The organism is Mesorhizobium sp. L2C066B000, from assembly GCF_000502335.1.
In the GTDB taxonomy this organism is placed as follows: domain Bacteria; phylum Pseudomonadota; class Alphaproteobacteria; order Rhizobiales; family Rhizobiaceae; genus Mesorhizobium.
The window spans coordinates 42256-67918 of the sequence record NZ_AYWZ01000017.1; the positions used below are offsets into that span (position 1 = coordinate 42256).

Annotated in this window: 27 protein-coding genes and 1 pseudogene; 13 read left to right on the forward strand and 15 right to left on the reverse strand. The window is 62.4% G+C overall.

Annotated features, from left to right (window positions below; translation table 11 throughout):
- Positions 1-7: 7 nt before the first annotated feature.
- The 3 genes from X733_RS140555 to coaD all read right to left on the reverse strand — a co-directional run bounded on the left by X733_RS140555 (position 8) and on the right by coaD (position 1728).
- Positions 8-520, reverse strand: coding sequence for a peptidylprolyl isomerase (locus tag X733_RS140555; RefSeq protein ID WP_023693397.1), 513 nt, complete (start codon positions 518-520; stop codon positions 8-10).
- 43 nt (positions 521-563) lie between these two features.
- Positions 564-1058 carry a peptidylprolyl isomerase gene (locus X733_RS140550; protein ID WP_245259922.1) on the reverse strand — a complete coding sequence of 165 codons (495 nt, stop codon included), beginning with the start codon at positions 1056-1058 and terminating at the stop codon, positions 564-566.
- Between the two features lie 169 nt (positions 1059-1227).
- Positions 1228-1728 (reverse strand): pantetheine-phosphate adenylyltransferase, encoded by a 501-nt coding sequence (gene coaD, locus X733_RS140545; protein ID WP_023670954.1) that lies wholly within the window; start codon positions 1726-1728, stop codon positions 1228-1230.
- 194 nt (positions 1729-1922) lie between these two features.
- Between coaD and X733_RS1000000168645 the strand changes: the two genes are divergently transcribed.
- On the forward strand, positions 1923-2069 hold the full coding sequence (locus X733_RS1000000168645; protein ID WP_023670953.1) for a hypothetical protein: 147 nt from the start codon (positions 1923-1925) through the stop codon (positions 2067-2069).
- Between the two features lie 56 nt (positions 2070-2125).
- Here X733_RS1000000168645 and gyrA read toward each other — a convergent pair whose 3' ends face one another.
- Complete coding sequence (gene gyrA, locus X733_RS140540) at positions 2126-4915, reverse strand: DNA gyrase subunit A (RefSeq protein ID WP_023696506.1); 2790 nt, start codon at positions 4913-4915, stop codon at positions 2126-2128.
- 222 nt (positions 4916-5137) lie between these two features.
- Entirely contained in the window at positions 5138-5989 is an 852-nt protein-coding gene (locus X733_RS140535; protein ID WP_023739981.1) for an AraC family transcriptional regulator, read from the reverse strand.
- A gap of 87 nt (positions 5990-6076) precedes the next feature.
- Here X733_RS140535 and X733_RS140530 point away from each other — a divergent pair, with 87 nt between their 5' ends.
- The 3 genes from X733_RS140530 (at position 6077) to X733_RS140520 (ending at position 7761) form a co-directional block, all read left to right on the forward strand.
- On the forward strand, positions 6077-6613 hold the full coding sequence (locus X733_RS140530; RefSeq protein ID WP_023706193.1) for a hypothetical protein: 537 nt from the start codon (positions 6077-6079) through the stop codon (positions 6611-6613).
- A gap of 34 nt (positions 6614-6647) precedes the next feature.
- Positions 6648-7025: a VOC family protein gene (locus X733_RS140525; RefSeq protein ID WP_023706192.1), complete on the forward strand. Its 378-nt coding sequence runs from the start codon at positions 6648-6650 to the stop codon at positions 7023-7025.
- Positions 7026-7131: 106 nt separating this feature from the next.
- Positions 7132-7761: a MarC family protein gene (locus X733_RS140520; RefSeq protein ID WP_023670949.1), complete on the forward strand. Its 630-nt coding sequence runs from the start codon at positions 7132-7134 to the stop codon at positions 7759-7761.
- A gap of 80 nt (positions 7762-7841) precedes the next feature.
- Here X733_RS140520 and X733_RS140515 read toward each other — a convergent pair whose 3' ends face one another.
- The 4 genes from X733_RS140515 to X733_RS140500 form a co-directional block, all read right to left on the reverse strand.
- Positions 7842-8267, reverse strand: coding sequence for an OsmC family protein (locus tag X733_RS140515; RefSeq protein WP_023706191.1), 426 nt, complete (start codon positions 8265-8267; stop codon positions 7842-7844).
- Between the two features lie 23 nt (positions 8268-8290).
- On the reverse strand, positions 8291-8689 hold the full coding sequence (locus tag X733_RS140510) for a DUF2306 domain-containing protein (RefSeq protein WP_023819862.1): 399 nt from the start codon (positions 8687-8689) through the stop codon (positions 8291-8293).
- Positions 8690-8726: 37 nt separating this feature from the next.
- Positions 8727-9260 carry a single-stranded DNA-binding protein gene (gene ssb, locus X733_RS140505; RefSeq protein ID WP_023670946.1) on the reverse strand — a complete coding sequence of 178 codons (534 nt, stop codon included), beginning with the start codon at positions 9258-9260 and terminating at the stop codon, positions 8727-8729.
- A 210-nt stretch (positions 9261-9470) separates the two neighbouring features.
- A complete protein-coding gene (locus X733_RS140500) occupies positions 9471-9872 on the reverse strand; it encodes a hypothetical protein (RefSeq protein WP_023706189.1) in 402 nt (133 codons plus the stop codon).
- Positions 9873-10005: 133 nt separating this feature from the next.
- Between X733_RS140500 and X733_RS140495 the strand changes: the two genes are divergently transcribed.
- From X733_RS140495 to X733_RS140460, 8 genes are all read left to right on the forward strand, one after another.
- On the forward strand, positions 10006-10320 hold the full coding sequence (locus X733_RS140495) for a metalloregulator ArsR/SmtB family transcription factor (RefSeq protein WP_023706188.1): 315 nt from the start codon (positions 10006-10008) through the stop codon (positions 10318-10320).
- Positions 10317-10784, forward strand: a complete 468-nt coding sequence (locus tag X733_RS140490) for an SRPBCC domain-containing protein (protein ID WP_023819863.1) — start codon at positions 10317-10319, stop codon at positions 10782-10784. Before X733_RS140495 ends, X733_RS140490 begins: the two co-directional genes overlap by 4 nt.
- Positions 10785-10813: 29 nt before the next feature.
- Entirely contained in the window at positions 10814-11422 is a 609-nt protein-coding gene (locus tag X733_RS140485; RefSeq protein ID WP_023819864.1) for an ATP-dependent Clp protease proteolytic subunit, read from the forward strand.
- 146 nt (positions 11423-11568) lie between these two features.
- Complete coding sequence (locus X733_RS140480) at positions 11569-11790, forward strand: hypothetical protein (protein ID WP_245274511.1); 222 nt, start codon at positions 11569-11571, stop codon at positions 11788-11790.
- A 782-nt stretch (positions 11791-12572) separates the two neighbouring features.
- Positions 12573-15494: an excinuclease ABC subunit UvrA gene (gene uvrA / locus X733_RS140475; RefSeq protein WP_023734313.1), complete on the forward strand. Its 2922-nt coding sequence runs from the start codon at positions 12573-12575 to the stop codon at positions 15492-15494.
- Positions 15495-15528: 34 nt separating this feature from the next.
- A complete protein-coding gene (locus X733_RS140470; RefSeq protein WP_023819866.1) occupies positions 15529-15993 on the forward strand; it encodes an N-acetyltransferase in 465 nt (154 codons plus the stop codon).
- A gap of 28 nt (positions 15994-16021) precedes the next feature.
- A complete protein-coding gene (locus X733_RS140465; protein ID WP_023734311.1) occupies positions 16022-16825 on the forward strand; it encodes a DUF72 domain-containing protein in 804 nt (267 codons plus the stop codon).
- Between the two features lie 315 nt (positions 16826-17140).
- Positions 17141-18286 (forward strand): GGDEF domain-containing protein, encoded by a 1146-nt coding sequence (locus X733_RS140460; protein WP_023734310.1) that lies wholly within the window; start codon positions 17141-17143, stop codon positions 18284-18286.
- Between the two features lie 92 nt (positions 18287-18378).
- Here X733_RS140460 and X733_RS1000000168650 read toward each other — a convergent pair whose 3' ends face one another.
- The 6 genes and pseudogenes from X733_RS1000000168650 to urtA all read right to left on the reverse strand — a co-directional run bounded on the left by X733_RS1000000168650 (position 18379) and on the right by urtA (position 24871).
- Complete coding sequence (locus X733_RS1000000168650; RefSeq protein WP_023670936.1) at positions 18379-18555, reverse strand: hypothetical protein; 177 nt, start codon at positions 18553-18555, stop codon at positions 18379-18381.
- Positions 18556-19086: 531 nt separating this feature from the next.
- Positions 19087-19782 carry an urea ABC transporter ATP-binding subunit UrtE gene (gene urtE / locus X733_RS140455; RefSeq protein ID WP_023688639.1) on the reverse strand — a complete coding sequence of 232 codons (696 nt, stop codon included), beginning with the start codon at positions 19780-19782 and terminating at the stop codon, positions 19087-19089.
- Between the two features lie 69 nt (positions 19783-19851).
- Positions 19852-20598, reverse strand: a complete 747-nt coding sequence (gene urtD, locus X733_RS140450; protein ID WP_023696501.1) for an urea ABC transporter ATP-binding protein UrtD — start codon at positions 20596-20598, stop codon at positions 19852-19854.
- 4 nt (positions 20599-20602) lie between these two features.
- Positions 20603-21835: pseudogene (gene urtC / locus X733_RS01000000166610) on the reverse strand (urea ABC transporter permease subunit UrtC).
- Complete coding sequence (gene urtB, locus X733_RS140445) at positions 21832-23448, reverse strand: urea ABC transporter permease subunit UrtB (RefSeq protein ID WP_023819867.1); 1617 nt, start codon at positions 23446-23448, stop codon at positions 21832-21834. The pseudogene urtC and the gene urtB overlap by 4 nt, the downstream one beginning before the upstream one ends.
- Before the next feature lie 112 nt (positions 23449-23560).
- Positions 23561-24871, reverse strand: coding sequence for an urea ABC transporter substrate-binding protein (urtA, locus tag X733_RS140440; RefSeq protein WP_023724348.1), 1311 nt, complete (start codon positions 24869-24871; stop codon positions 23561-23563).
- A 313-nt stretch (positions 24872-25184) separates the two neighbouring features.
- Between urtA and X733_RS140435 the strand changes: the two genes are divergently transcribed.
- Positions 25185-25580, forward strand: coding sequence for a hypothetical protein (locus X733_RS140435; RefSeq protein WP_023819868.1), 396 nt, complete (start codon positions 25185-25187; stop codon positions 25578-25580).
- Positions 25581-25663 lie beyond the last annotated feature (83 nt).

A 25663-nucleotide genomic window follows, 5' to 3' on the forward strand; every position in this document is an offset into this window, starting at 1 on the left:
TTTGTCCTTACCTGACGTCGGCCGCGACCTTCAGCGACACGATCTTGTCGGGATCGACCACCGGCTCGCCGCGCTTGATCTTGTCGACATTGTCCATGCCTTCGATGACCTGGCCCCAGACCGTGTACTGGCGGTTGAGGAAAGCGGCATCGTCGAAGCAGATGAAGAACTGCGAATTGGCCGAGTTCGGGTTCTGCGAACGGGCCATCGAGCAGGTGCCGCGGCCATGGTTGGCGTTGGAGAACTCAGCCTTCAGGTCCGGCTTTTCCGAGCCGCCCATGCCCGCACGCGAAGGCGCGAAGGTCGGCTTCGACGAATTGCCGAACTTCACGTCGCCGGTCTGCGCCATGAAGCCTTCGATGACGCGGTGGAAAACCACGCCGTCATAGGCGCCTTCGCGGGCCAGTTCCTTGATCCGGGCGACGTGGCCCGGGGCCAGGTCGGGGAACAGTTCGATGACGACCTTGCCCTTGGTCGTTTCCAGGATGAGCGCGTTTTCGCGGTCCTTGATCTCAGCCATGTCGGATATCCTTTATCTCAGAAAACAGAATGATTTTAGAGGTTTACTTGTCGGCGGCGATGCGTACTTTGATCATGCGGTCGGGCTCACTGACCGTGCCATTGTCCGCCTCGTTGCCCTTCTTGATCTTGTCCACCAGCTCTATGCCGCTGACGACATTGCCGACGATGGTGTACTGGCCATCGAGGTTCGGCGCCGGCGCGAACATGATGAAGAACTGCGAATTGGCGGAGTTCGGGTCCTGCGAACGGGCCATACCGAGCGTGCCGCGCTTGAAATGTTCGCTCTGCGAGAATTCCGCCGGCAGGTCGGGCAGGTCTGAACCGCCGGTGCCGACGGCCTCGGGGCTGAACCCCTTCTTCATGTTGCCGAACTTGACGTCGCCGGTCTGCGCCATAAAGCCGTTGATGACGCGGTGGAATGCGACATCGTTATAAGCCCCTTCGCGCACCAGCTTCTTGATCTGGGCGACATGCTTGGGTGCCAGGTCGGGGCGTAGCGCGACGGTGACGTCGCCGTTCTTCAAGGTGATGACCATGGTGTTTTCCGGTTCGGCGGCGAAGGCCGAAACGGATGCGGTCACGAGACCGGCAAGCACGACGAGGAACGAGGCGAGCTTTTTCAGCTGCATAAGGGATCTCCGAAGGTCTTTGTTAGGGTGCATGTCGTTGCCCCAAAAACCGGCATCCACTTTGGGGCGACATGCACTATTTCGCGAATTTGGCGGTGAGCGCACCGGCAACGGCGGCCGGTACGAAGGGACGGATGTCTCCGCCCATCGAGGCTATCTGGCGCACAAGTGTGGCGGTAATGGTGCGTACCGATGGGCTGGCGGGCAGAAAAACCGTCTGCAGTTCCGGCGCCATGGTCTCGTTCATTCCAGCCATCTGCATCTCGTAATCGAGATCGGTGCCGTCGCGCAGGCCGCGGATCATGATCGAGGCGCCATGCTTGCGGGCCGCGTCGATGACCAGCCCGTCAAAGGCGACGACCTTGATACGGTCGCCGTCGCGGCCGAATTCGGCCTTGGTCGCGGCCTCGATCAGCTTCACCCGTTCGTCGAAGGAAAACAGCGGCGTCTTGCCGGGGTGAGTGCCGATCGCCGCATAAACCGTGTCGGCGACAGCCAGCGATGCCTTCAGGACATCGAGATGGCCGTTGGTCAGCGGGTCGAAGGAGCCGGCATAAAGGGCGATGCGATCGGTCATGGGAGGTGCTTCTAGCGGGGCATTGGGCGGAAGGCAAATGCGATTGGGAACATCTGCGTGAACCTTTTCGCAGACATGAACGACAGATGAATGCCTTGATCACGAAGACTTCACGCCGCGTTCGCTAGTTTGCACTTCGGAAGATGAAACCAAAACCCGATCTAACCGTTGGATAGGCGCAGGAGAACACGCACATGCTGATCTACATGCTCGCCACCGCAATGACCGTCGCCATGCTGATCGCCACCGCATTCGGATTGCATAGCGAGGCAGAGCGCGTCCGTGTCCGCACAAAGCGGTTCGAAGGTTTCGGCGCTCGCTGGCCCCACCGTCGCCCCTGATTTATTGCTAGTTTCTTGTTTGCGCCGGCCCATCGGGCCGGCGTTGTTGCTCAAACCTATTCGGTGCTGTCCGGTACGGCATCTCCGGCGCCGGCCTCAATGACACCCTCTTCGACATCCTCGTCGGCCTGCGGCTCCGAAATCCGTTCGACCGAAACCACCTTCTCGCCTTCGGCGGTGTTGAAGATGGTCACGCCCTTGGTGGCGCGGCTGGCGAAACGGATACCGTTGACCGGCACCCGGATGACCGTGCCGCCATCCGAAACCAGCATGATCTGGTCGTCATTGCCGACCGGGAAAGTCGCCACCAGCTGGCCGATCTCGGCCACCTTCGACACGTCGGTGGCGCGGATGCCTTTGCCGCCGCGTCCGGTCAGGCGGAAATCGTAGGATGACGAGCGCTTGCCGTAGCCATATTCGGTCACCGTCAGCACATACTGCTCATGCGCCTTGAGCTCTTCGTAACGGCTGTCGGAAAGCTCGGTCTCCTCGCCAATCTCCTCATTGGTGAGTGCAATCTCTTCTTCCTCGCCGGTCACCTCGGCGGCAAGCCGCCGCTCCAGTGCTGCCCGCTTGAGGTAGGCGGAGCGTTCCGCCGGTGAAGCATCGACATGCTCGATCACCGACATGGAGATGATGCGGTCGGTCTCGGCCATGCTTATGCCGCGCACGCCGACCGAATTGCGGCTCTGGAAGACGCGCACATCGCCAACGCGGAAGCGGATGCACTGGCCGGAGCTGGCGGTCAAAAGCACATCGTCATTGTCTGTGCAGGTCTCGACGCCGAGAATCTCGTCGCCCTCCTCCTCCAGCTTCATGGCGATCTTGCCATTGCGGTTGACCTGGACGAATTCGGACAGCTTGTTGCGGCGCACGGTGCCGCGCGTGGTGGCGAACATGACGTCGAGTTCGCCCCAGCTGGTCTCGTCCTCGGGCAGCGGCATGATGGTGGTGATGCGCTCGCCCTGCTCCAGCGGCAGCATGTTGATCAGCGCCTTGCCGCGCGACTGCGGATTGCCGATTGGCAGCCGCCAGACCTTTTCCTTGTAGACGATGCCGCGCGAGGAGAAGAACAGCACCGGCGTATGCGTGTTGGCCACAAACAGCCGGGTGACGAAATCCTCTTCCTTGGTCGACATACCGGAGCGGCCCTTGCCGCCGCGGCGTTGCGCCCGGTAGAGCGACAGCGGCACGCGCTTGATGTAGCCGGAATGGCTGACGGTGACGACCATGTCCTCGCGCTGGATCAGGTCCTCGTCTTCCATGTCGGCGCCGCCGTCGGTGAGCTCGGTGCGGCGCGGCGTGCCGAACTCGTCGCGCACGGCGGCAAGCTCGTCCTTGACGATCTGCTGGATGCGGGCGCGGGACGACAGAATGTCGAGGTAATCCTTGATCTCGTCGCCGATCGTGTTCAGCTCGTCGGCGATTTCGTCACGGCCGAGCGCGGTCAGGCGCTGCAGGCGCAGTTCGAGGATTGCGCGCGCCTGTTCCTCGGAGAGGTTGTAGGTGCCATCCTCATTGATGCGATGGCGCGGATCGTCGATAAGCAGAATCAATGACTCCACGTCCCCGGAGGGCCAGCGCCGCTCCATCAACTGCTCGCGCGCCGTCTGCGGATCGGGCGCGGTGCGGATCAGCTTGATCACTTCGTCGATGTTGGCAACGGCGATGGCGAGGCCGACCAGCACGTGGGCGCGGTCGCGCGCCTTGCGCAGCAGGAATTTCGTGCGCCGGCTAATCACCTCTTCGCGGAAGCTGACAAACGCCTTCAGCATGTCGGTCAGGTTCATCACTTCCGGCTTGCCGCCGTTCAGCGCCACCATATTGGCGCCGAAGGAGGTTTGCAGCGGCGTGAAGCGGTAAAGCTGGTTGAGAATGACGTCGGCGACAGCGTCGCGCTTCAGCTCGATGACGACGCGGTAGCCCTGGCGGTCGCTTTCGTCGCGAATGTCGGAAATGCCTTCGATGCGCTTGTCGCGCACCAGCTCGGCCATTTTCTCGATCATCGAGGCCTTGTTCACCTGGTACGGGACTTCCGTGATGATGATCGATTCACGGTCGTTGCCGCGCTGCTCGACATTGACCTTGCCGCGCATGACGATGGAGCCACGACCCGTCGCATAGGCGCTGTAGATGCCGGAACGGCCGAGCACGATGCCGCCGGTCGGGAAATCGGGACCCGGAATGATCTCCATCAGCGCCGGCAAATCGATCGCCGGATTGTCGATGATGGCGATGGCGCCGTTGCAGATCTCGGCCAGATTATGCGGCGGAATATTGGTGGCCATGCCGACGGCAATGCCGCCGGAACCGTTGACCAGAAGGTTGGGGAAGCGAGCCGGCAGCACCTTCGGCTCGGTGTCGGAGGCGTCATAAGTCTCCTGGAAATCGACGGTTTCCTTGTCGATGTCCTCCAGCAGCTCATGTGCGACCTTGGTCAGCCGCGATTCGGTGTAGCGCATCGCCGCCGGCGGATCGCCGTCGATGGAGCCGAAATTACCCTGCCCGTCGATCAGCGGAACGCGCAGCGACCAGTCCTGCGCCATGCGCACTAAGGCGTCGTAGATCGAGGCGTCGCCATGCGGATGGTATTTACCCATCACGTCGGCGACCGGGCGGGCCGACTTCACATATTTGCGGTTCCAGTGATAGCCGCTCTCATGCGCCGCATAGAGAATGCGGCGGTGCACCGGCTTCAGGCCGTCGCGCACATCGGGCAGCGCACGGCTGACGATCACGCTCATGGCATAAGAGAGGTAGGAGCTCTGCATCTCCTCGATGATGGAGATGGGCTCGATGCCGGTGGGGCCGCCGTCGGCGCCGCGCGGGGGTTTTTGGTCGGTCAAATCGGATCACAATCTAATCAGGAATCATTGACCGCTTATATAGGAAGCACGGCCGAAACTCCAATATTCGTGGTGCTTTTCCAATGACGATTTCAGCGGTAAATTCAAATGGATACCTCTGATTGCGACGATTTGGCCATAACGCATTCGCCGCCGCCAGGGGCAAAAGCCTGCGAAGGACAGTTTTCCAAGCCAGAACGTATCAGGAGGCAGGCGGACGCATTAGCGGGTAGCCATCCGCCGGGCGCGATAGTCGCCGGGCGTTTCGCCCATGACGCGCCGGAAACGGCGGTTGAACGTCGACAAATCGTTGAAACCGGCCTCGAAGGCGATTGCCGAGATGGCATCGCCTGACATGCGCAGCCGCACCGCCGCGCGGTGCAGCCGGGTTCTCAGCAGAAACTGATAGGGCGTCATGCCGGCGACCTGCCGGAAGGTGCGCAGGAAATGATACGGGCTGGTCGCCGTCGCGCAGGCAAGCTCGGAAAGCGAGACCGGCCTGTCGGCATTGAGCTCGATCTGCCGCACCGCCTCGGCAACCCGTTTCTGGTCGCGGCGGCTCGGCGGTCGAACGCCAGGCACCGCATCGCTGGCGACGGGCAGTGCTGCGCCGGCAACTGCCAGTGCTGCACCGGCAATTCGCAGGCCAAGCTCTTCAAAGGCGTCGATGTCGACCATCTCGCGCGCCGCTTCCGCCTCGGCCAGCAGCGATGCGAGCGCCGGCAAAGGCGGCATATGCGGCACGCCGAAGGCGAGCTTGCTCGCGCCGGGCACGTCGCTGGCGATGCGGTCGAGATAGGCCGGAGCGAAGTGGAAGGACAGGCAACGGTCGCCGGCGCCATGCTCATGCCCGCATTCATAGCAGGCGCCGACATTGCCTAGCAGGATTGCGCCCGGCGCCAGCATGGCGGCGCCTTGCCTGGTGCGGTAGCGGAAAGTGCCGCTGGTGACAGCGGCAACGCAGAAGGTGTCGTGCGCCTCCTCGAACGGGCGGTCGCCGGCGCCGGCCGTGCACAGCACGTCGGACACATGCCAGCCCTGCCCCGATGCCAGGTTTTGTTCGCTCGTCGTCATGGCTTGAAAGATAGCAATTTTTCCCAAGCGCGACACCCTGCCGGGGCCTATCGCTTGCAGCCTCCTGACACAACGAAGGCAGCAAGTATGATCGGTACATCCTCCTTTGCCGAAGCGCTCCACAGCGACGGCCCCAACCCCGGTCTGGCTGACAAGCTTGATCTCTACGGCCGCTTCGTCGGCGCCTGGACATTCGATGCCACGCGCCATCTCGAGGACGGCACGGTTCTCACCGGACGCGGCGAGGTGCATTTCGGCTGGGTCCTGGAAGGCAGGGCGATCCAGGATGTATGGATCCTGCCCGCGCGGGATGCCGGCCCCTCGCCTTCTCTCGGCAAATGGACTTTCTATGGCACAACGCTGCGGGCCTATGATCCCGGCTCGGATGCCTGGCACATCTTCTGGAGCGACCCGCGCAACCAATACTACAGCCGCCAGCTTGGTCGCGCCGAAGGCGACACGATTGTGCAGGTCGGCGCCGACGGCACTGGTTCCTCGGTCCGCTGGAGCTTTTCGCGCATCACGAAAGACAGCTTCCGCTGGCTCGGCGAGCGTTCGCACGACGATGGCAAGACATGGCGTCTCGAAGTCGAGTTCCTGGCGCGCCGCGTCGCCCACGACTGATGACGCAACATATTGCAAAAAGGTGACCAAAAGCATGCTTGACCATGTCTCGATCGGCGTCCGCGACACCAACGTTTCGAAGCCCTTCTACGATGCCGCGCTAAAGCCGCTCGGTTATTCCTGCCTCAGCCAGTCGCCAGGCTCACTGGGTTATGGTGCGCAAGCCGTCGCGCTGTGGGTGAACGACGCGGAGCGGCCAGTGCCATCGGACGAGAAGTCCGGTCTGCATTTCTGCTTTGCCGCGCCGACGAGGCAGAGTGTCGTCGCCTTCCATGCCGCCGCCTTGCGTGCAGGCGGCAGCGACAATGGCGCGCCGGGCCTGCGCGCCGACTATGGCGAGGACTATTACGCTGCCTTCATCGTCGATCCCGACGGCTATCGCCTGGAGGCCTATTGCAACGCTGCCGCCTAACATAGCCGGCGTCTCCGGTATCGCCATCTCAGACGGTTCCCACCGGCCAGGCTTTGCTCTACCACTATCGTGGCGCAGGGGTCCGGCCCGGCGGGAGGGGTCAGCGATGCCGAGTTTCGACAGCCTGTTCAACGCCTTCGTCACCATTCTGGTGACCATCGACCCGCCAGGTCTCGCGCCGCTCTTCCTCGCGGTGACACGCGGCATGAACCGCGAGGAACGTCAGCAGGTTTCGGTGCGCGCCTCGATCATCGGCTTCCTGGTGATGGCGCTGTTTGCGGTGGCCGGGGCGTCCATCCTGTCGGTGTTCGGCATCACGTTGCCGGCTTTCCGCGTCGCCGGCGGGTTTTTGCTGTTCTTCATCGCGTTCGAAATGGTGTTTGAGCGCCGCCAGGACCGCAAGGAGAAGATCGGCGACGTCGCCATCACCAAGGACATGATCCACAACATCGCGGCCTTCCCGCTGGCGATCCCGCTGATCGCCGGCCCCGGTGCGATTTCGGCGACTGTGCTACTGTCGGGCTCTTTTCAGGGTTTTGCAGCACAAGCGGCGCTGGTCGGCATCATCTTCGTCTGCCTTGCCATCACCTATCTGGTGTTCGTGCTGTCGGAGCGCATCGACCGCATCCTCGGCCAGACCGGCCGCTCGATCCTCACCCGCCTGCTCGGCGTCATCCTGGCCGCGCTTGCGGTTCAGTTCGTCGCGGATGGGATCAAGGCGCTGATGGCGGGGTGAACGGCAGCCCCTGCTCCCTGCTCCCTGCTCCCTGCTCCCTGCTCCCTGCTCCCTGCTCCCTGCTCCCTGCTCCCTGCTCCCTACTCCACCGCCGTATCGACGACCTCGAAATCGTGGGTGATGACAGCCGTCTTGGCCAGCATGGCCGAGGCCGAGCAGTATTTCTCGATCGACAGGTTGATGGCGCGCTGGACCTTGTCGCGCGACAGCGCGTGGCCCGTGACGATGAAATGCATGTGGATGCGGGTGAAGACTTTGGGGTCGGTTTCGGCCCGGTCGGCGTCGAGTTCTACAACACAGTCCTCGATCGCCTCGCGGCCTTTTTCGAGGATGTGGACGACATCATAGGCCGAGCAGCCGCCGGTGCCGATCAGCACCAGCTCCATCGGGCTCGGACCTGGCGTCTTGCCTTCCGGCCCGGGGGCGGTCCCCAGCACCAGTTTGTGGCCGCTGCCGGACTCGCCGACGAAGGTGCGCTCCTCGACCCATTTAATCCGTGCTTTCACGGCAATCTTCCTTTCAGAAAGCGTCACTGGCCGAAGACGACCGTGTGCATGATCCGCCCCGGCAGCAGCGTGAACACGCCGGCGCCGATCAGGGCGAAAACATACAGCGATATCATGACCCTGCGATGTTTCGCGACCCGATGCATATGCGCGTGCCAGACCGCCAGCGGCACGGCGATCAACACTAAAATCGACAAGAGATGGATCGGGCTGAACGGACCGACGAGGCGTATCTGCTGGATCCAGAAACTGGAGATGGCGACGACCAGCATCAGCGCCACCCAAGTATAGCCGACGACACGATGACGCGTCGTGCCTTTCGGCAGCGCCAGTTGCGTAGCGCCAATGGCCAGCGCGGCAAGGGCCGCGAAGGCGTGCCATGGAATGGGAGGGCGCGCCGATAGAAGCGGTCCGAGCGACATCGCGCCCTCTCCTCAGATATCGCTAACTACCGTCAGCTCAGAACGGGATTTCGTCGTCCAGTTCGCGCGACGAGCCGCCGCCACCGCCGCCCTTGGAACCGCCGCCACCGCTATTGCCGCCGCGGTTGAAGCTCTCATTGGGGCCAGACTGGCCGAAATCCGAGCCACGGCTCGCGCCGCCGCCGCCGGCATAGTTGCCGACCTGACCGCCGCCCTCGCCGCGAGAATCGAGCATCTGCAGCTCGCCGCGGAATTTCTGCAGCACGACTTCGGTCGTGTACTTGTCGGCGCCGGTCTGGTCTTGCCATTTGCGTGTCTGCAGCTGGCCTTCGACGTAAACCTTCATGCCCTTCTTCAGGTACTGCTCGGCGACCTTGGCGATCTGGTCATTGAAAATGACCACGTTGTGCCATTCGGTCTTTTCCTTGCGCTCGCCGGAGTTCTTGTCGCGCCAGCTTTCCGACGTGGCGATGCGGATGTTGACGACCGGATCACCGGAATTCAGGCGGCGGATTTCAGGGTCCGCGCCGAGGTTACCGACCAGAATGACCTTGTTGACGCTACCCGCCATGACACTTCTCCGTGCTCATCCGAAACAAATTTCAAGTCGTTCACCTTACAGGCCGCGCACAATCCTGGCTTGCCGCGGCTGGCTTTTCCCACAAGGTTTTTGTTCCCTTTTCGTTCCTATACTGTTAACCACGGATTGTCAAGGAATGGCAGCAATCGCCGACGCGGGCGCGTGGATTTAGCTGACACGCAGGGGCGAGAAGCGGTGTCGTCAGCGCCGTTTTTTAGCTGGCCGCAACGGACCGAAAAAGCCGCTCCACTCCATGCCCATGCCATGGGCGCGCTGTGCGATCACGGTTGGCGCCGACATCAGCCCGACTGCAGGTTCAGATTTCAGAGCCGGGTCATTCAGCAATTTCCCGATCGCGCGCCCGTGCCACCACACCTGAGCGACGAGCGCCGCTACCACCGCGATCAGGCCCCAGGTCCCCAATCCTTCGCCGAAGATGTAAATCCCGTGTGGCGGCGATAGCGCCGTACCCAGCTTGGCCAACAAGATCACGGCCACGAAACCGATGACGGCGATCGCTCCTATACCGAGTACGAGGCGGCGATAGAGCCTCAGAGCCTCGTTGAGGTTCTCGGCGGACGAAAGATCGACGTTGGAATTCATAAATACTACTCCTGCCTCGCGATGATCGGCCCATCTTGTTCCCCACGGCTTAGAGGCCCGGCAGGATCCAATCAATACGCGGCATTCAAAACACCCCTTGCCAAATCGATAAGTATCGACTTATGCTTTTGCCATGATCGAAGCAGAGATTTTTCGCGCCCTGGCCGACCCGACGCGACGCGCCGTCTACGAGCGGCTGACTTCCGGCGAGATGAGCGTGTCGGAGTTGCGCACCGGCATGAGCGTGTCGCAGCCGGCGGTGTCGCAGCACCTTGCCGTGCTGCGCGGCGCAGGCCTAGTCAGCGAAAGACGCGCCGGCCGCAACGCCTACTATCGCGCCGATCCGCAAGGGCTCGAGCCGCTGCTCGGCTGGATCGAACGCTACCGCGCATTCTGGCCGGAGCGCATCGAAAGACTGAAGGTCGTTTTGAAGGACATGGACCAATGACCGACGAAAAGCAGACGCAGACCGCCAAAGATGCCCTCGCCTTCGAATGCGATCTGCCGGACGCACCGGAAAAAGTGTGGCGGGCACTGACCGTGCCGGACCTCTTGGCGGAATGGATGATGCCGAACGACATCAATCCGGAAACCGGCAGCCGCTTTGCCTTTGCCGGGCCTGAGAAGCCGATCGAGTGCGAAGTGCTCGATGCCGAACCGGGGCGCCTGCTGCGCTATTCCTGGCGCGAGCGTTCCGGCGACGCCGACCGCGAGGAGCTGGGGAGCATCGTCACCTTCACACTCGCCCGCACCGTTTCCGGCGGCACGCATCTGCGCATCGTCCACGACGGGTTTGTCCTGACGCCTGCGGTCGCGATGGCCGGCGCCGGCTGCCGGCTCTGGCTGCGCGCATACAAGCCCAAGCGGCCTGTCGCCGCCAACGCGCCACGCCTGTTGCTGCGCGCCGCCTGAACCGGAAAAATCAAAACGGAGACAATGAGATGAGCGGCTTTGCCAATCTGGTGCCGATGGTGATCGAGCAATCGAGCCGCGGCGAACGCGCCTTCGACATTTTCTCGCGGCTGCTGCGCGAGCGCATCATCTTCGTCAATGGCGAGATCAATGACGGCATGTCGGCGCTGGTCTGCGCCCAGCTCCTGTCGCTGGAATCGGACAATCCCGACAAGGAGATCTCGCTCTACATCAACTCGCCGGGCGGCGTGGTGACCAGCGGTTTCGCCATCTACGACACGATGCAATATGTCAGCTGCCCGGTGTCGACCGTGTGCATGGGCTTTGCCGCGTCGATGGCCTCCTTCCTGCTGATGGCGGGAACGCCGGGGCGGCGCATCGCGCTGCCCAATGCCAGCATCGTGCTGCATCAGCCTTTGGGCGGCTTCCAGGGCCAGGCCTCCGACATCCAGCGTCACGCCGAAGGCATTTTGCGCACCAAGCGGCACATGGCCGACCTCTACGCTCACCATTGCGGCCGCACCCACGAAGATGTCGAACGCACGCTCGACCGCGATTTCTTCATGACCGCGAAGGAGGCCAAGGACTGGGGCCTCGTCGACCACGTCTTCGACACCCGCAAGCAGGCAGCGGCCTGATCGGCGGATTGAATGCAGGCCGGTGTTCCCTCAATTTCAACGCCGCTGGTCTGGCCTCGCCTTGAGCGCGGCACTATAGTCTTGCCATGCGCTACCACCTGAACAGACTGACCATAGCCTTTGCCATCACGGCGGCGACATCGAGCATGGCCTTTGCCGGGGGCAGCACCAGCACGTCGCGGAAAGGCGCCCTGCCCGGCGTGACCGGCGACTACCGCATCGCCAAGCCCGCGCCGCAGCCGGAGCCGGACGACGCGCTGTCTGCCGGCGAGAACGGCACGTTCAAGATCGGCGACACCGATGTCAGGATTTCCGGCAGCATCACTGTCGATGTCGGCACGGGTGGGATCAAGGCGCCGCGCCGGTAGCCCTTCTCCCAGCTACTATACGGGAGAGAAAGCCTGCGCCGACGACTTCCTCGCAAAAGAACAGCCCCGCCGTTGCTTCCGCTAACGGTCGGGGCTTTTTTTGGATTCCAAATCCAAACTGCCGGTAGTGTTATACCGACTTTGATTTCGGATGCTTCGCGGCATTCAGCCGACGATCCGACTAGCCGTCTCTGATTTTTGTGGGATTCGGCAGGTCACGGTTTGTCTGGTGGTTTGTTGGACTGACGCGATGCGTTCGTTTGGACGCATACACTCCAATGCCTTGAAACTACCTGGCACTTATGCCCGCCGCGGCTCCACTAGCAGGTGGAGCCTCAAGGGACTATCCGGTGGCGTCATGCTCCGCTCCTATGTCCGTTGCGACTGGTGTCAATCCGAAGCACAAATCGCAAAAACCTGCGGCGTCTCGCAGGCCGCTATGGGCGGCGAGGCCATCAAAGACGGCCGGCTCCGTTGACTCCGGCAGAGTGCGCCCCTGATTCGACGGCGTCAACCTTGAATAGCCGGTTACGGAAAATGTGATCGTCGGGAGCTTACGTCAGGGTCAGTTTCTGAAACACCCTTGTCAGTTTCTGCACAGCGTTGTCAGGAGCGTGTTCGGTCTTTGTTCTTTCCGCTTGCCCGTTCGCGCGAAAGACGGTTAAACGGCTTTGGTCGAGAAGTGTGGCGTCTCTCGACGTGGCGGCAAAAATACCTACATAGGGAATGGCCGGGAAAACCCGCCGATCCCACTGACACCAGACCTGAGGCGGCGACCGGCGATGGCCGACCATAAATACCTTTCCATTCGCGGGGCACGCGAACACAACCTAAAGAATGTCGATCTCGACCTGCCGCGTGACAGCCTGATCGTCATGACCGGCCTGTCGGGCTCCGGCAAATCGTCGCTTGCTTTCGACACCATCTATGCCGAGGGCCAGCGCCGTTACGTCGAGAGCCTGTCGGCTTATGCGCGCCAGTTCCTCGAAATGATGCAGAAGCCGGATGTCGACCAGATCGACGGCCTGTCGCCGGCCATCTCGATCGAGCAGAAGACCACGTCGAAGAACCCGCGTTCGACGGTCGGCACCGTCACCGAGATCTACGACTACATGCGCTTGCTGTTCGCGCGCGTCGGCATCCCCTATTCGCCGGCGACCGGCCTGCCGATCGAGAGCCAGACGGTTTCACAGATGGTCGACCGGGTGCTGGCGGTCGAGGAAGGCACGCGCCTTTTCCTGCTGGCGCCGATCGTGCGCGGCCGTAAGGGTGAGTATCGCAAGGAACTGCTGGAGCTGCAGAAGAAGGGCTTTCAGCGCGTCAAGGTCGACGGCGTCTTCTATGAGATCGCCGATGTGCCGGCGTTGGACAAGAAGTACAAGCACGACATCGACGTCGTCGTCGACCGCATCGTCGTGCGCGGCGACCTGGCGACACGGCTTGCCGATTCCATCGAAACGGCGCTGAAGCTCGCCGAAGGGCTGGCGGTGGCCGAGTTCGCCGACCGGCCGCTCGACGCCAGCCAGACCGGCGAGGACTCGGTCAACAAATCGAAGAACGAGACGCATGAGCGCATCCTGTTCTCGGAAAAATTCGCCTGCCCGGTTTCCGGCTTCACCATTCCGGAGATCGAGCCCAGGCTGTTCTCGTTCAACAACCCGTTCGGCGCCTGCCCGACCTGCGACGGCCTCGGCAATCAGCGCGCCATCGACGCCAGCCTGATCGTGCCGGACGAAAACGTCTCGCTGCGCGACGGCGCCGTCAGCCCGTGGGCGAAATCGACCTCGCCCTATTATGCGCAGACGCTGGAAGCGCTGGGCAAGGCATACGGCTTCAAGCTCGGCGACAAGTTCAAAGACCTGACCGAAGAGGCCAAGGAAGCCGTCCTGCGCGGCACCGGCGAGCGCGAGGTCACCTTCCAATATGATGACGGCCTGCGCTCCTACAAGACCACCAAGACGTTCGAGGGCGTCATTCCCAATCTCGAACGGCGGTGGAAGGAAACCGAATCCGCCTGGATGCGCGAGGAGATCGAGCGCTTCATGTCGGCGACGCCCTGCCCGGTCTGCAAGGGATACCGGCTGAAGCCGGAAGCGCTGGCGGTGAAGATCGCCGGCAAGCATATCGGCGAAGTCACAGAGCTGTCGATCCGCAAGGCCGACCAGTGGTTCACCGAACTGCCGCCACATCTCAACGACCAGCAGAACGAGATCGCGGTGCGCGTTCTCAAGGAAATCCGTGACCGCCTGCGCTTCCTCAACGATGTCGGCCTCGACTATCTGACGCTGTCGCGCAATTCCGGCACGCTGTCGGGCGGCGAGAGCCAGCGCATAAGGCTGGCGTCGCAGATCGGCTCCGGCCTCACCGGCGTGCTCTATGTGCTGGACGAGCCGTCGATCGGCCTGCACCAGCGCGACAATGCCCGCCTGCTCGACACGCTCAAGCATCTGCGCGACATCGGCAACACGGTGATCGTCGTCGAGCATGACGAGGACGCCATCCTGCATGCCGATTATGTCGTCGACATGGGTCCGGCCGCCGGCATTCATGGCGGCGAGATCATCGCCCAGGGGACGCCGCAGCAGGTGATGGCCAATCCCAACTCGATCACCGGTAAATATCTGTCGGGCGCGCTCGAAGTCGCCACGCCCGGTGTCAGGCGCGAGGCCAAGAAGAACCGCCGGCTGAAGATCGTCGGCGCGCGCGGCAACAATCTCAAGAACGTCACTGCCGAAATCCCGCTCGGCACCTTCACCGCCGTCACCGGCGTGTCTGGCGGCGGCAAATCGACCTTCCTGATCGAGACGCTGTTCAAGGCGGCGTCGCGCCGCATCATGGGCTCGCGCGAGCATCCGGCCGATCACGACCGCATCGAGGGCCTCGAATTCCTCGACAAGGTCATCGACATCGACCAGTCGCCGATCGGCCGCACACCGCGTTCGAACCCGGCCACCTACACCGGCGCCTTCACACCGATCCGCGACTGGTTCGCTGGCCTGCCCGAAGCCAAGGCCCGCGGCTACCAGCCGGGGCGCTTCTCCTTCAACGTCAAGGGCGGCCGCTGCGAAGCCTGCCAGGGCGACGGCGTCATCAAGATCGAGATGCACTTCTTGCCCGACGTCTATGTGACCTGCGACGTCTGCCATGGCAAGCGCTACAACCGTGAGACGCTGGATGTCGTGTTCAAGAGCAAGTCGATCGCCGACGTCCTGGACATGACGGTCGAGGAAGGTGTCGATTTCTTTGCCGCCGTGCCCGGCGTGCGCGACAAGCTCGACACACTGAAGCAGGTCGGCCTCGGCTACATCCATATCGGCCAGCAGGCGACGACGCTGTCGGGCGGTGAGGCGCAGCGTATCAAGCTCGCCAAGGAATTGTCGCGCAAGGCGACCGGCAAGACGCTCTACATCCTCGACGAGCCGACCACCGGCCTGCACTTCCACGACGTCGCCAAGTTGCTGGAAGTGCTGCACGAACTGGTCGACCAGGGCAACACGGTGGTGGTGATCGAGCACAATCTCGAAGTCATCAAGACCGCCGACTGGGTGCTCGACCTCGGCCCCGAAGGCGGCGATGGCGGCGGCGAGCTGGTTGCCCAAGGCACACCGGAAGCGATCGTGCGCGAAAAGCGCAGCTACACCGGCCACTTCCTGAAGGAACTGCTGGAACGGCGCCCCGGAGGCAAGCGCGAAGCGGCGGAGTGACTGGCAGACCGGCCGGGCGCCTGGAGAGCTTTGAATGACAGTCCGACAGGCGCTTGCCGGTGATCTCGACGGAGTCGTTTCGCTGACGGAAGCCGCCTATGGGCATTACACCGCCTTGTTCGGCGCGCCGCCGATCCCAGTCACCGAGGGCTATGCGCCACGCATCGAGCGAGGCGAGGTCTGGCTGCTGGAGAGCGACGCTGAGCTCGCCGGGCTGATCGTTATTGAGCGCCACCCCGATCATGTGATGATCTTCAGCGTCGCGGTCTCCCCCGCTTTTCAGGGGAGGAAACTCGGTACCGCGCTGCTCGACTTCGCCCAGGAACAGGCGCGGCTATGGGGTGTGCCGGAGGTGCGGCTCCACACCAATTCGCGCATGGAGCGGAACATCGAGATCTATACGGCCTATGGCTTCCACGAAACGGGCCGCCGAGCCAATCCCCACCGTCCCGGATGGACCGTGGTCGACATGATCAAACCGGTTGGAAAAATAGCCTGACCGCATTTTTAGAACTGGGAGGAAGACGATGATCAGCCAAGGAACAATCCGCGCCGGGATGGGCGGCTGGACTTTCGAACCCTGGGATACGTCTTTCTACCCGGACAAGCTTTCCAAGGCCAAACAGCTAAGTTACGCCACCCGCCAGGTACCGAGCATCGAGGTCAACGGCACCTACTATTCCAGCTTCAAGGAGCCGACCTTCGTCAAATGGGCGAGCGAGGCGCCGGACGGTTTCGTCTATTCGCTGAAAGGCAATCGCTTCGTCACCAACCGGCGCGTGCTTGGCGAAGCCGGCGAGTCCATGACGCGCTTCCTCGGCTCCGGCATTGCCGCGCTGGGCGACAAGCTGGGCCCGATCCTGTGGCAGTTCGCGCCGACGAAAAAGTTCGACGCCAATGATTTCGAGGCCTTCCTGAAGCTGCTGCCGGAAAAGCAGGATGGCGTGGCGCTGCGCCATGCGCTGGAAGTGCGCAACGACAGTTTCAGCGTGCCGGAATTTGTGAGCCTGGCGCGCAAATACAAGGCGGCGATCGTCTATGCCGACCATGCCAAATATCCTGGTATCGCCGACATCACCGGCGATTTTATCTATGCGCGGCTGCAGACCGGCAGCGACGACAATCCGGATTGCTATACGCCGAAGGGCCTGGACGAATGGGCAGCGCGGGTGAAGACCTGGGCGCAAGGCAAGCAGCCGGCCGATCTGCGGCGCGCCGATCCGACTTTCGACGCGCCGGTGAAACCGCGCGATGTGTTCGTCTACTTCATCACCGAGGGCAAGGTGCGCGCGCCGTTCGGCGCCATGGCGCTTATGAAGAGGGTGAGCTGATCGGTTAAAGCGCGTAGCGCTGAAACGGATTCATACGACGCGATTTAAGTCTTTGTCTTGATGCATGCCGTTGTCCCAGAACCGCGGCACACTTCTGAGCGACATGCATTAGGAGCAATTCCAGGAAAAGTGTGGAACGTTTTTCCCGGGAAAGCGGGCAGCGCTTTCCCTTGAAAAGGGTTTCAACCCAGAATTGCTACGATGAACCGAAGCGTGATAGCTTATGCGCATCGTAACCTTATCGATACCTCCATCCTGCATAAATCCGGTGCGGGTCCTTTCTAGAGGCCGGCCGCCGCGCGCAAGGACGAGGGCATGTCGCTCGACTACAGTTCCCTTCTGTTGGCTGTCGGGTTTTCCGCCGCTTGCCTCGGCCTGACGCTGTTCGGCATTTGGCTTACCGCGCGCTCGGAAAAATTCCTGCTGACCTGGGCGGTCAGCGTGCTTCTGATCGTCGCCGACGTCTTCGCCTACCAGGCCTATATCGACGCGCCCGGACGCCTGCTCGGCCTCGCCAGCTTCACGTTCCTGCTGCTCGGCTTCGCGACCATGCTGGGCGCGGCCCATCAGTTCACGACAGGGAGGTCACCGCTGCCCCGCATTGCTGTCGGCGCCGGCGTCTCGCTGGCAGTCGCCTTGCCGCCGATGGCGCTTGGCTATGACGGGCTGGGCTTCATGCTGGAGAATGCCTTCGCCGCGCTGCTTTTGTTTGCGACGGCCTCTGAATACTGGAAGGGCCGCACCGAATTCCCGGCCCCGATCCTCGGCATTGCCGGGCTCTACACAGCCACCGCAATTTCCTTCGTGCTGTGCTCCGGTGCGCTTGTCTGGGATGGCAGGCTGGTGCTTGGCCATGCGCCGAGCAACTGGGCCGAGGATTTCAGCCTCATCGTCGTCATCGCGTGCATGACCGGCATCGGCGCGCTCTCGCTGGCGCTCAACCAGGGACGCCTGGCGCAGTATCATCGCCGCGAAGCGCTGACCGATCCGCTGACCGGACTGCTCAACCGGCGCGCTTTGTTCGACCTGCACGGCAAAACACCTGTCCGGTCCTTCACCGCCGTGATCGTGTTCGATCTCGACGGCTTCAAGGCGATAAATGACGAGTTCGGCCATGCCACCGGCGACGAGGTGCTGAAACTGTTCGCCAAGGATTTGACCGCCAATCTCCAGCCGGGCGATGTCGCCGCGCGCATGGGCGGAGAGGAATTTGCATTGGTGCTCGATCGCACCTTGCCTGAAAAGGTGGAATTCATAGCCGAGCGGATCCGGGCCAGTTTTGCCATGCGCCGGATCGATACCGAGACCCGCCTGCTGTCCTGCACCGTCAGCGCCGGCTACGCCTTCGGCAGCGAGGGCGGCACCAAATTCGACAAGGTGCTCAGCGCCGCCGACAAAGCGCTTTACGGCGCCAAGCGCGGCGGCCGCAACCGTGTGCTCGCCTTCCGGCGCGCCGGGTAGGCTGGGCTGATATTCAGCCGGCCTGAACCTCACCACACGTAAAACAACACCCCAAAGCGCGTCGCATGAGGCCGTTCAGGCGCGACGCGCTTTTAGGCCGCTATGACGATCTCGTTGTAAGTGTCGAGGTCGACGTAGAAAACCTTGGTGATTTCGCCGATCAGCTCATCCTGCTGGTAGCCTTGCGAGCGCAGAATGTTGATGGCGGTGATGATGTCGACACGCTCTGTCAGCCGTCGTTTCTGGTGGTCCTCGACGAACCGTTCCATAGCCCTATTCTCCTGGCAAGATTATCTGAACGCATTGACCGACAATCAGAACTGCGAGGGAAGCTAGGGTGGCTTGCTTGCGTGGAACTTGCAGGCTGAGCCAGCATATTCCCTCGATCTGCTACAGAACCAGACTGATACGGAAGCGGCCGACTCACCGAGGCCTAGGAAAGACTAGCATGCAGTATTCGGCGTGCCAGAGTGTGGCGGCCTCCGAGGAAAGTCCGACGCAACGGGCGCGGACCTTCGCGACTTCATCATCCTTGGGCGTAGCGACGCGAAGCGGAGCGAAGACCCAGGGATCCATGCCGGGACGAAGAAGCGTCATTAACGGGGCAGAATGTGGAATGGCCAATGTGCCGCAGAAGCGATCTTGTTCTGCATCGCGGCACTCTTTGGCTGATGTCGCGGCATGGATTCTGGGGTCTGCGCGCGTCGCTCCGCTCCTTGCTTCGCCCTAGAATGACGAAGTGATTGTGGGCATTTCAGCCAATCTTCGACGTGTACGATCCGTGCAGCCGTCGACCTGCGTTAAACCGTCAGAAACTTCCTGACGTCCGCCCGGTCGAGATCTTCGGCCGGGCCGGTGTGGACGATCTGGCCGCGGTCCATGATGTTGACCTCGTCAGCGAGCTCGCGGCAGAAATCCAGATATTGCTCGACCAGCAGAACGGCGATACCGGCCTGGTCGCGCAGATAGCGGATGGCGCGGCCGATGTCCTTGATGATCGAGGGCTGGATGCCTTCGGTCGGCTCGTCGAGCACCAGCAGTTTCGGCCGCATGACGAGCGCCCGGCCGATGGCGAGCTGCTGCTGCTGGCCGCCTGAGAGATCGCCGCCGCGCCGCCCCAGCATCTGCTTCAGCACCGGAAACAGTTCGAAGACATGCGCCGGCACGTTGCGGTCGGCGCGCTTCAACGGCGCAAAGCCGGACTCCAGGTTTTCGCGCACCGTCAGCAGCGGAAAGATCTCCCTGCCCTGCGGTACGAATGCGATGCCCGACCGGGCGCGATCATACGCCGCGCTCCGGTCGAGCGCCTTCCCCTCGAAGGCAACGCTTCCGCTCGTCAGCCGGTGGTGGCCGACGATCGATCTCATCAAACTGGTCTTGCCGACGCCGTTGCGGCCGAGCACGCAGGTGATCTTGCCGGCACCCGCCGTCAGCGACACACCGCGCAACGCCTGAGCAGCGCCGTAATGGAGCGTGGCGTTGGAAACTTCGAGCATGTCAGCGCCTTCTCCAGAAGCGGAGGAACGAAAAGTCGAAGCGATGGAATTGCACCCGCCAGACCATGCTCATCTCCCGAGATAAACTTCGACGACCCGCTCGTCGGCCGAGACGAAATCGAGCGAGCCTTCCGACAGCACCGAGCCCTCATGCAGGCAGGTGACCTTGACGCCGAGTTCGCGCACGAAATGCATGTCGTGCTCGACGACGATGACCGAATGGTCGCGCGCTATGTCCTTGAGCAGCCGCGCGGTTTCCTCGGTCTCGGCATCGGTCATCCCTGCGACCGGCTCGTCAACCAAAAGCAGCTTCGGGTCCTGCGCCAGCAGCATGCCGATCTCCAGCCACTGTTTCTGGCCATGGCTGAGATTGGCTGCCAGATCGTGGCGCTTGTCGCCCAGCCGGATGATGCCGAGGATGTCGTCGATCTGTCTGGCTTCGGCGGCCGAGCGGCGATGGAACAGCGCCGGAAAGATCGAGCGCGGGCCCTTCAGCGCCAGCATCAGATTGTCTTCGACGCTGTGGCTTTCGAAGACGGTCGGCTTCTGGAATTTGCGGCCGATGCCCATCATGGCGATCTCCGCCTCGTCGTGCCGGGTCAGATCGACCTGGCCGTCGAAGAACACTTCGCCCTCGTCGGGCCGGGTCTTGCCGGTGACGATGTCCATCATCGTCGTCTTGCCGGCGCCGTTGGGACCGATGATGGCGCGCATCTCGCCCTTGTCGAGCACCAGCGACAGATTGTTGATGGCGCGGAAACCGTCGAAGGAGACCGAGACGCCGTCGAGATAGAGGATGGTGTTGGACTTCGACATCGCTCTATTCCGCCGGCTGCGGTTCAGGCCCGGACGCGGACCAGGCACCGGGCGTTGTTGCTGCGCTGCGCACGATCTTCAATGGCGGCGCGGCATCAGGGTCTGTGCCCGCTTCCTCTGCAATCGCTGCAGCCCGCATCGCCCGAGCGTTACCGCGCCAGGAATCCCACATGCCGACGATGCCCTTGGGCAGGAACAGGGTTACGGCGACGAACAGGCCGCCGAGCGCAAACAGCCAGAACTCCGGCAGCAGGCCGGTGAACCAGGATTTGCCGGCGTTGACCAGCAGCGCGCCGACGATCGGGCCGACAATGGTGCCGCGCCCACCGATGGCTGCCCAGATCACGACTTCGATGGAATTGGACGGCTCGAATTCGCCGGGATTGATGATACCGACCTGCGGCACATAGAGCGCGCCGGCGATGCCGGCCATGACAGCCGAGACGGTGAAGGCAAACAGCTTCACGTTCTCCGCCCGCCAGCCGAGGAAGCGGGTGCGGCTCTCGGCGTCGCGCACCGCCATCAGCAGCTTGCCGTATTTGGAGCCGACGATCGCCCAGGTGATGAAGACGGCGAGCGCGAGTATGATGGCGCTGGCGGCAAACAGGGCCGAGCGGGTGGCGTCGGCCTGCACGTTGAAGCCCAGAATATCCTTGAAATCGGTCAAGCCGTTGTTGCCGCCGAAACCCATGTCGTTGCGGAAGAAGGCGAGCAGCAGCGCGTAGGTCATCGCCTAGGTGATGATGGAGAGATAGACGCCGGTGACGCGGCTGCGGAAGGCGAACCAGCCGAAGACGAAGGCGAGCAGGCCGGGCACCGCCAGCACCATGATGGCGGCGAACCAGAAGTGGTCGAAACCGGTCCAGAACCAGGGCAATTCCTTGTAGTTCAGGAACACCATGAAATCGGGCAGGATCGGATTGCCGTAAACGCCGCGCGAGCCGATCTGGCGCATGAGGTACATGCCCATCGCATAGCCGCCGAGGGCGAAGAAGGCGCCATGGCCGAGCGAGAGGATGCCGCAATAGCCCCAGACGAGATCGAGCGCCAAGGCAAGCAATGCATAGCAGAGGTACTTGCCCGTCAACGCGACGATGTAGGACGGAATATAGAACGCGCTTTGCGGCGACACTTCGAGGTTGAGCAGCGGCACGATAATGGCGGCCGTCAGCAGGATGAAAATAGTGATGGCGATGCGACGGTCGGCACCCGCGGCGAAGAAGCGTCCCGTGATCATGTTTCCACCGCCCTGCCCTTGAGCGCGAACAGGCCGCGCGGGCGCTTCTGGATGAACAGGATGATCAGCACCAGCACGACGATCTTGCCGAGCACCGCGCCAGCATAGGGTTCGAGAACCTTGTTGACGATGCCGAGCGAGAAGGCGCCGACCAGCGTGCCCCAGAGATTGCCGACGCCGCCGAAGACCACGACCATGAAGCTGTCGATGATGTAGCCGCGGCCGAGATTGGGCGAGACATTGTCGATCTGGCTGAGCGCGACGCCGGCAATGCCGGCAATGCCGGAGCCGAGCGCAAAGGTCAGCGCATCGACCCAAGGCGTCCTGATGCCCATCGAGGCGGCCATGCGGCGGTTGGCGGTGACGGCGCGCATCTGAAGGCCCCAGGGCGTGCGCTTCATAACAAAGAGCAGCACGCCGAAGACGGTGAGCGCGAAGACCAGGATCCAGAGGCGGTTCCAGGTGACGGCGAGTTGGCCGACATCGAACGATCCCGACATCCAGGAGGGGTTGCCGACCTCCTGGTTGGTCGGTCCGAAGATCGAGCGCACCGCCTGCTGCAGGACAAGCGAGACGCCCCAGGTTGCGAGCAGCGTTTCCAGCGGCCGGCCGTAGAGGAAACGGATGACGCCGCGCTCGATGATCAGGCCGACGGAAGCGGCAACCAGGAAGGCGAGCGGCAGCGCGATCACCAGCGACCAGTCGAACAGGCCGGGGAATGAGGTTCGGATCACCTGCTGGACGACGAAGGTGGTGTAGGCGCCGAGCATCACCATCTCGCCATGCGCCATGTTGATGACGCCCATGACGCCGAAGGTGATGGCGAGGCCGATGGCGGCCAGCAGCAGCACCGAGCCAAGCGAGATGCCGTACCATATGTTCTGGCCGGCATCCCACAGCGCCAGGCTCGAATTGATGCTGGCGATTGCCGCCGTCGCGGCATCCTTGACCGCGCCTTGCGCATTGGCCTCGACCGCGGTGAGCAGCGAGACCGCGTCGCGGTCGCCGCGCGCGCCGATCAGGGCAATGGCGGCAAGCTTGTCGGCCTCCGGCTTGTCGGAGACCAGCACCGATGCCGCGCGCGCCTGTTCGAACAATGCCTTGACCTTGGCGTCGGTCTCGGCGGCGATGGCTGCATCGAGCGGCTCGATATTGGCGGGATCGGGGGTCTTGAACATGGTGTCGGCGGCGGCGATGCGGACAGAAGGATCTTTCGCGCGCAACGTCAGCGTTCCCAGCGCATCTCGGATGACACGACGCAGCGTGTTGTTGACCTTGATCTTCGTGATGTCGGCCTTGGCGGCGTCGCCGGCTTTCTCGCCGCTCAGCGGGTCGAGCAGCGTGACGCTGTCGGCGGCCTCACTGCCGACGAAGACGGCTGAATCGGCTTTACGCATGTAGAGATTGCCTTCGGCGAGGGCTGCAAGCGGCCGTTCAACCAGCGGATCGCCGGTGGCGGCAAGTTCGCGCACAACAGCCTCAGTGGCGGCAAAGCCCGTGCCCGTGGCGAATTTGGCGACGATGGCGCGCAGATCGGCTTCGGCTGCGTTCGACGGCAATAGGCTTGCCACCAGGAACACCAGCATGAGGCCGAGAGTGCGCAACAGGATCATCCGTTCAGATACTCTTCTGTGGGGAAATTCCGCGCCCGGGCGGGCTGAAGCGCCCGGACGCTTGGCGGTACCGATCGTGGACGCGTCCACGATCGGTCAGTCCCGGGAGGGATCAGTTCGTGCCCTTGCCGCCGCATTTGCCGGTGGCAACGTTGAAGTTGCCGCAGGACAGAGGCGCGCGCCAATCCGAGATCAGGTCCTTGGAGTCGGGGAGATAGTCGGACCATTCGTCGCCCATCACGAGGCCGGGCGTCTGCGACACGGTCTCGAACTGGCCGTCGGCTTGGATCTCGCCGATCAGCACCGGCTTGGTGATGTGATGGTTCGGCATCATGGTCGAATAGCCGCCGGTGAGGTTCGGCACGGACACGCCGACCATGGCGTCGATGACCTTGTCGGGATCGGTGGTGCCGGCCTTTTCGACCGCCTTCACCCACATGTTGAAGCCGATATAGTGAGCTTCCATCGGGTCGTTGGTGGTGCGCTTGTCGTTCTTGATGAACTTGTGCCAGTCGGCGATGAACTTCTTGTTTTCGGGTGTGTCGACGCTCTCGAAATAGTTCCAGGCAGCGAGATGGCCAACCAGCGGCGCGGTATCGAGACCGGCCAGTTCTTCCTCACCGACCGAGAAGGCCATGACCGGGATGTCCTCGGCCTTGACGCCCTGGTTGCCGAGTTCCTTGTAGAACGGAACGTTGGCGTCGCCATTGACGGTCGAGACGACGGCGGTCTTCTTGCCGGCCGAGCCGAATTTCTTGATTGCGGAGACTTCGGTCTGCCAGTCGGAGAAGCCGAACGGCGTGTAGTTGACCATGATGTCTTCGGCGGCGACGCCCTTGGCCTTCAGATAGGCCTCGAGGATTTTGTTGGTGGTGCGGGGATAGACGTAGTCGGTGCCTTCCAGCACCCAGCGCTTCACCGAGCCACCGTCCTCGCTCATGAGATAATCGACGGCAGGAATCGCCTGCTGGTTCGGGGCGGCGCCGGTGTAGAACACGTTGCGCTCGCTTTCCTCGCCCTCATACTGGACGGGGTAGAACAGGATGTTGTCGAGTTCCGAGAACACCGGCAACACCGATTTGCGCGACACCGAGGTCCAGCAGCCGAACACGGCGGCGACCTTGTCCTTCGAGATCAGCTCGCGCGCCTTTTCGGCAAAGAGCGGCCAGTTGGAGGCCGGATCGACAACGACCGCCTCGAGCTTCTTGCCGAGCAGACCGCCCTTGGCATTCTGCTCTTCGATGAGCATCAGCATGGCGTCTTTCAGCGTCGTCTCCGAAATCGCCATGGTCCCCGATAGCGAATGCAGAATGCCGACCTTGATCGTGTCTTCGGCGGCCTTGGCCGGAGACGACATCGACAGGCCGGCGGCGATCACGCCCGCCGAAAACATTTTTGTTATTGTGGAGAAATTACCCCTCATACCGAAGACTCCCAAGCTGTTTGATTGCACCGCGACAATGCAAAGCAACTGCCGTGCCAAACGCGAAGGCGCCGCTCACAAAGATGGAATAGCCGAGCGTTATCAGCCGGTTGGTATATTAGCCTGGGGAAACAACAAAGGCAGCCGGTAAAATTGATTGAGGCAAATTTGCGCAGCGCACACGACTTTTGCCTAATTTTCGCCCAATTGAGACAAATGCCTAGTTTTTGATCTCCGGCCGTGGGTTCCGGGCGAACAATGTTGCGGCACCGCGCAAAAATAGGGCAAGCTCGCCCTTCAAAAGAGAGACGTCATGACATCTCGCATCTCACGCATTTCCGGCATCCTGCTGCTGATGACAACGAGCGGCGCCGCGCGCGCCGATTTCAGCGAGGGCAAACTTCCTGACGGCACCTATCATTGCGAGGTCTACCTGCTCGGCGCCTTCCTCAACCTCGGCGACATCACTATCAAGGGCAATGTCTATACCGGCCCGGTGACGTTCGGAACGGCGCTGCAAGGCTACAACTATCAGATGAACGCCAATGGCGAGATCACCTGGCTCGGGCCGCTGGGCGGCTATACCACCGGTGGCAACTCCGTCTCCATGACACAGGCAACACTGGACGGCGAGACCGCCCCGTCATTCGACATCATTCTGAAGCAGCCCGACGGCGCCTTCACCGCCTCGACCTGCACCAAGGGCTGAGCGATGCGTAGTGCCGCGCCCAGTTGCGGCAAAACCTTCCTCTTATGTCATGTGAATGTTGCCTAAGCAGACTAGGGCAACGG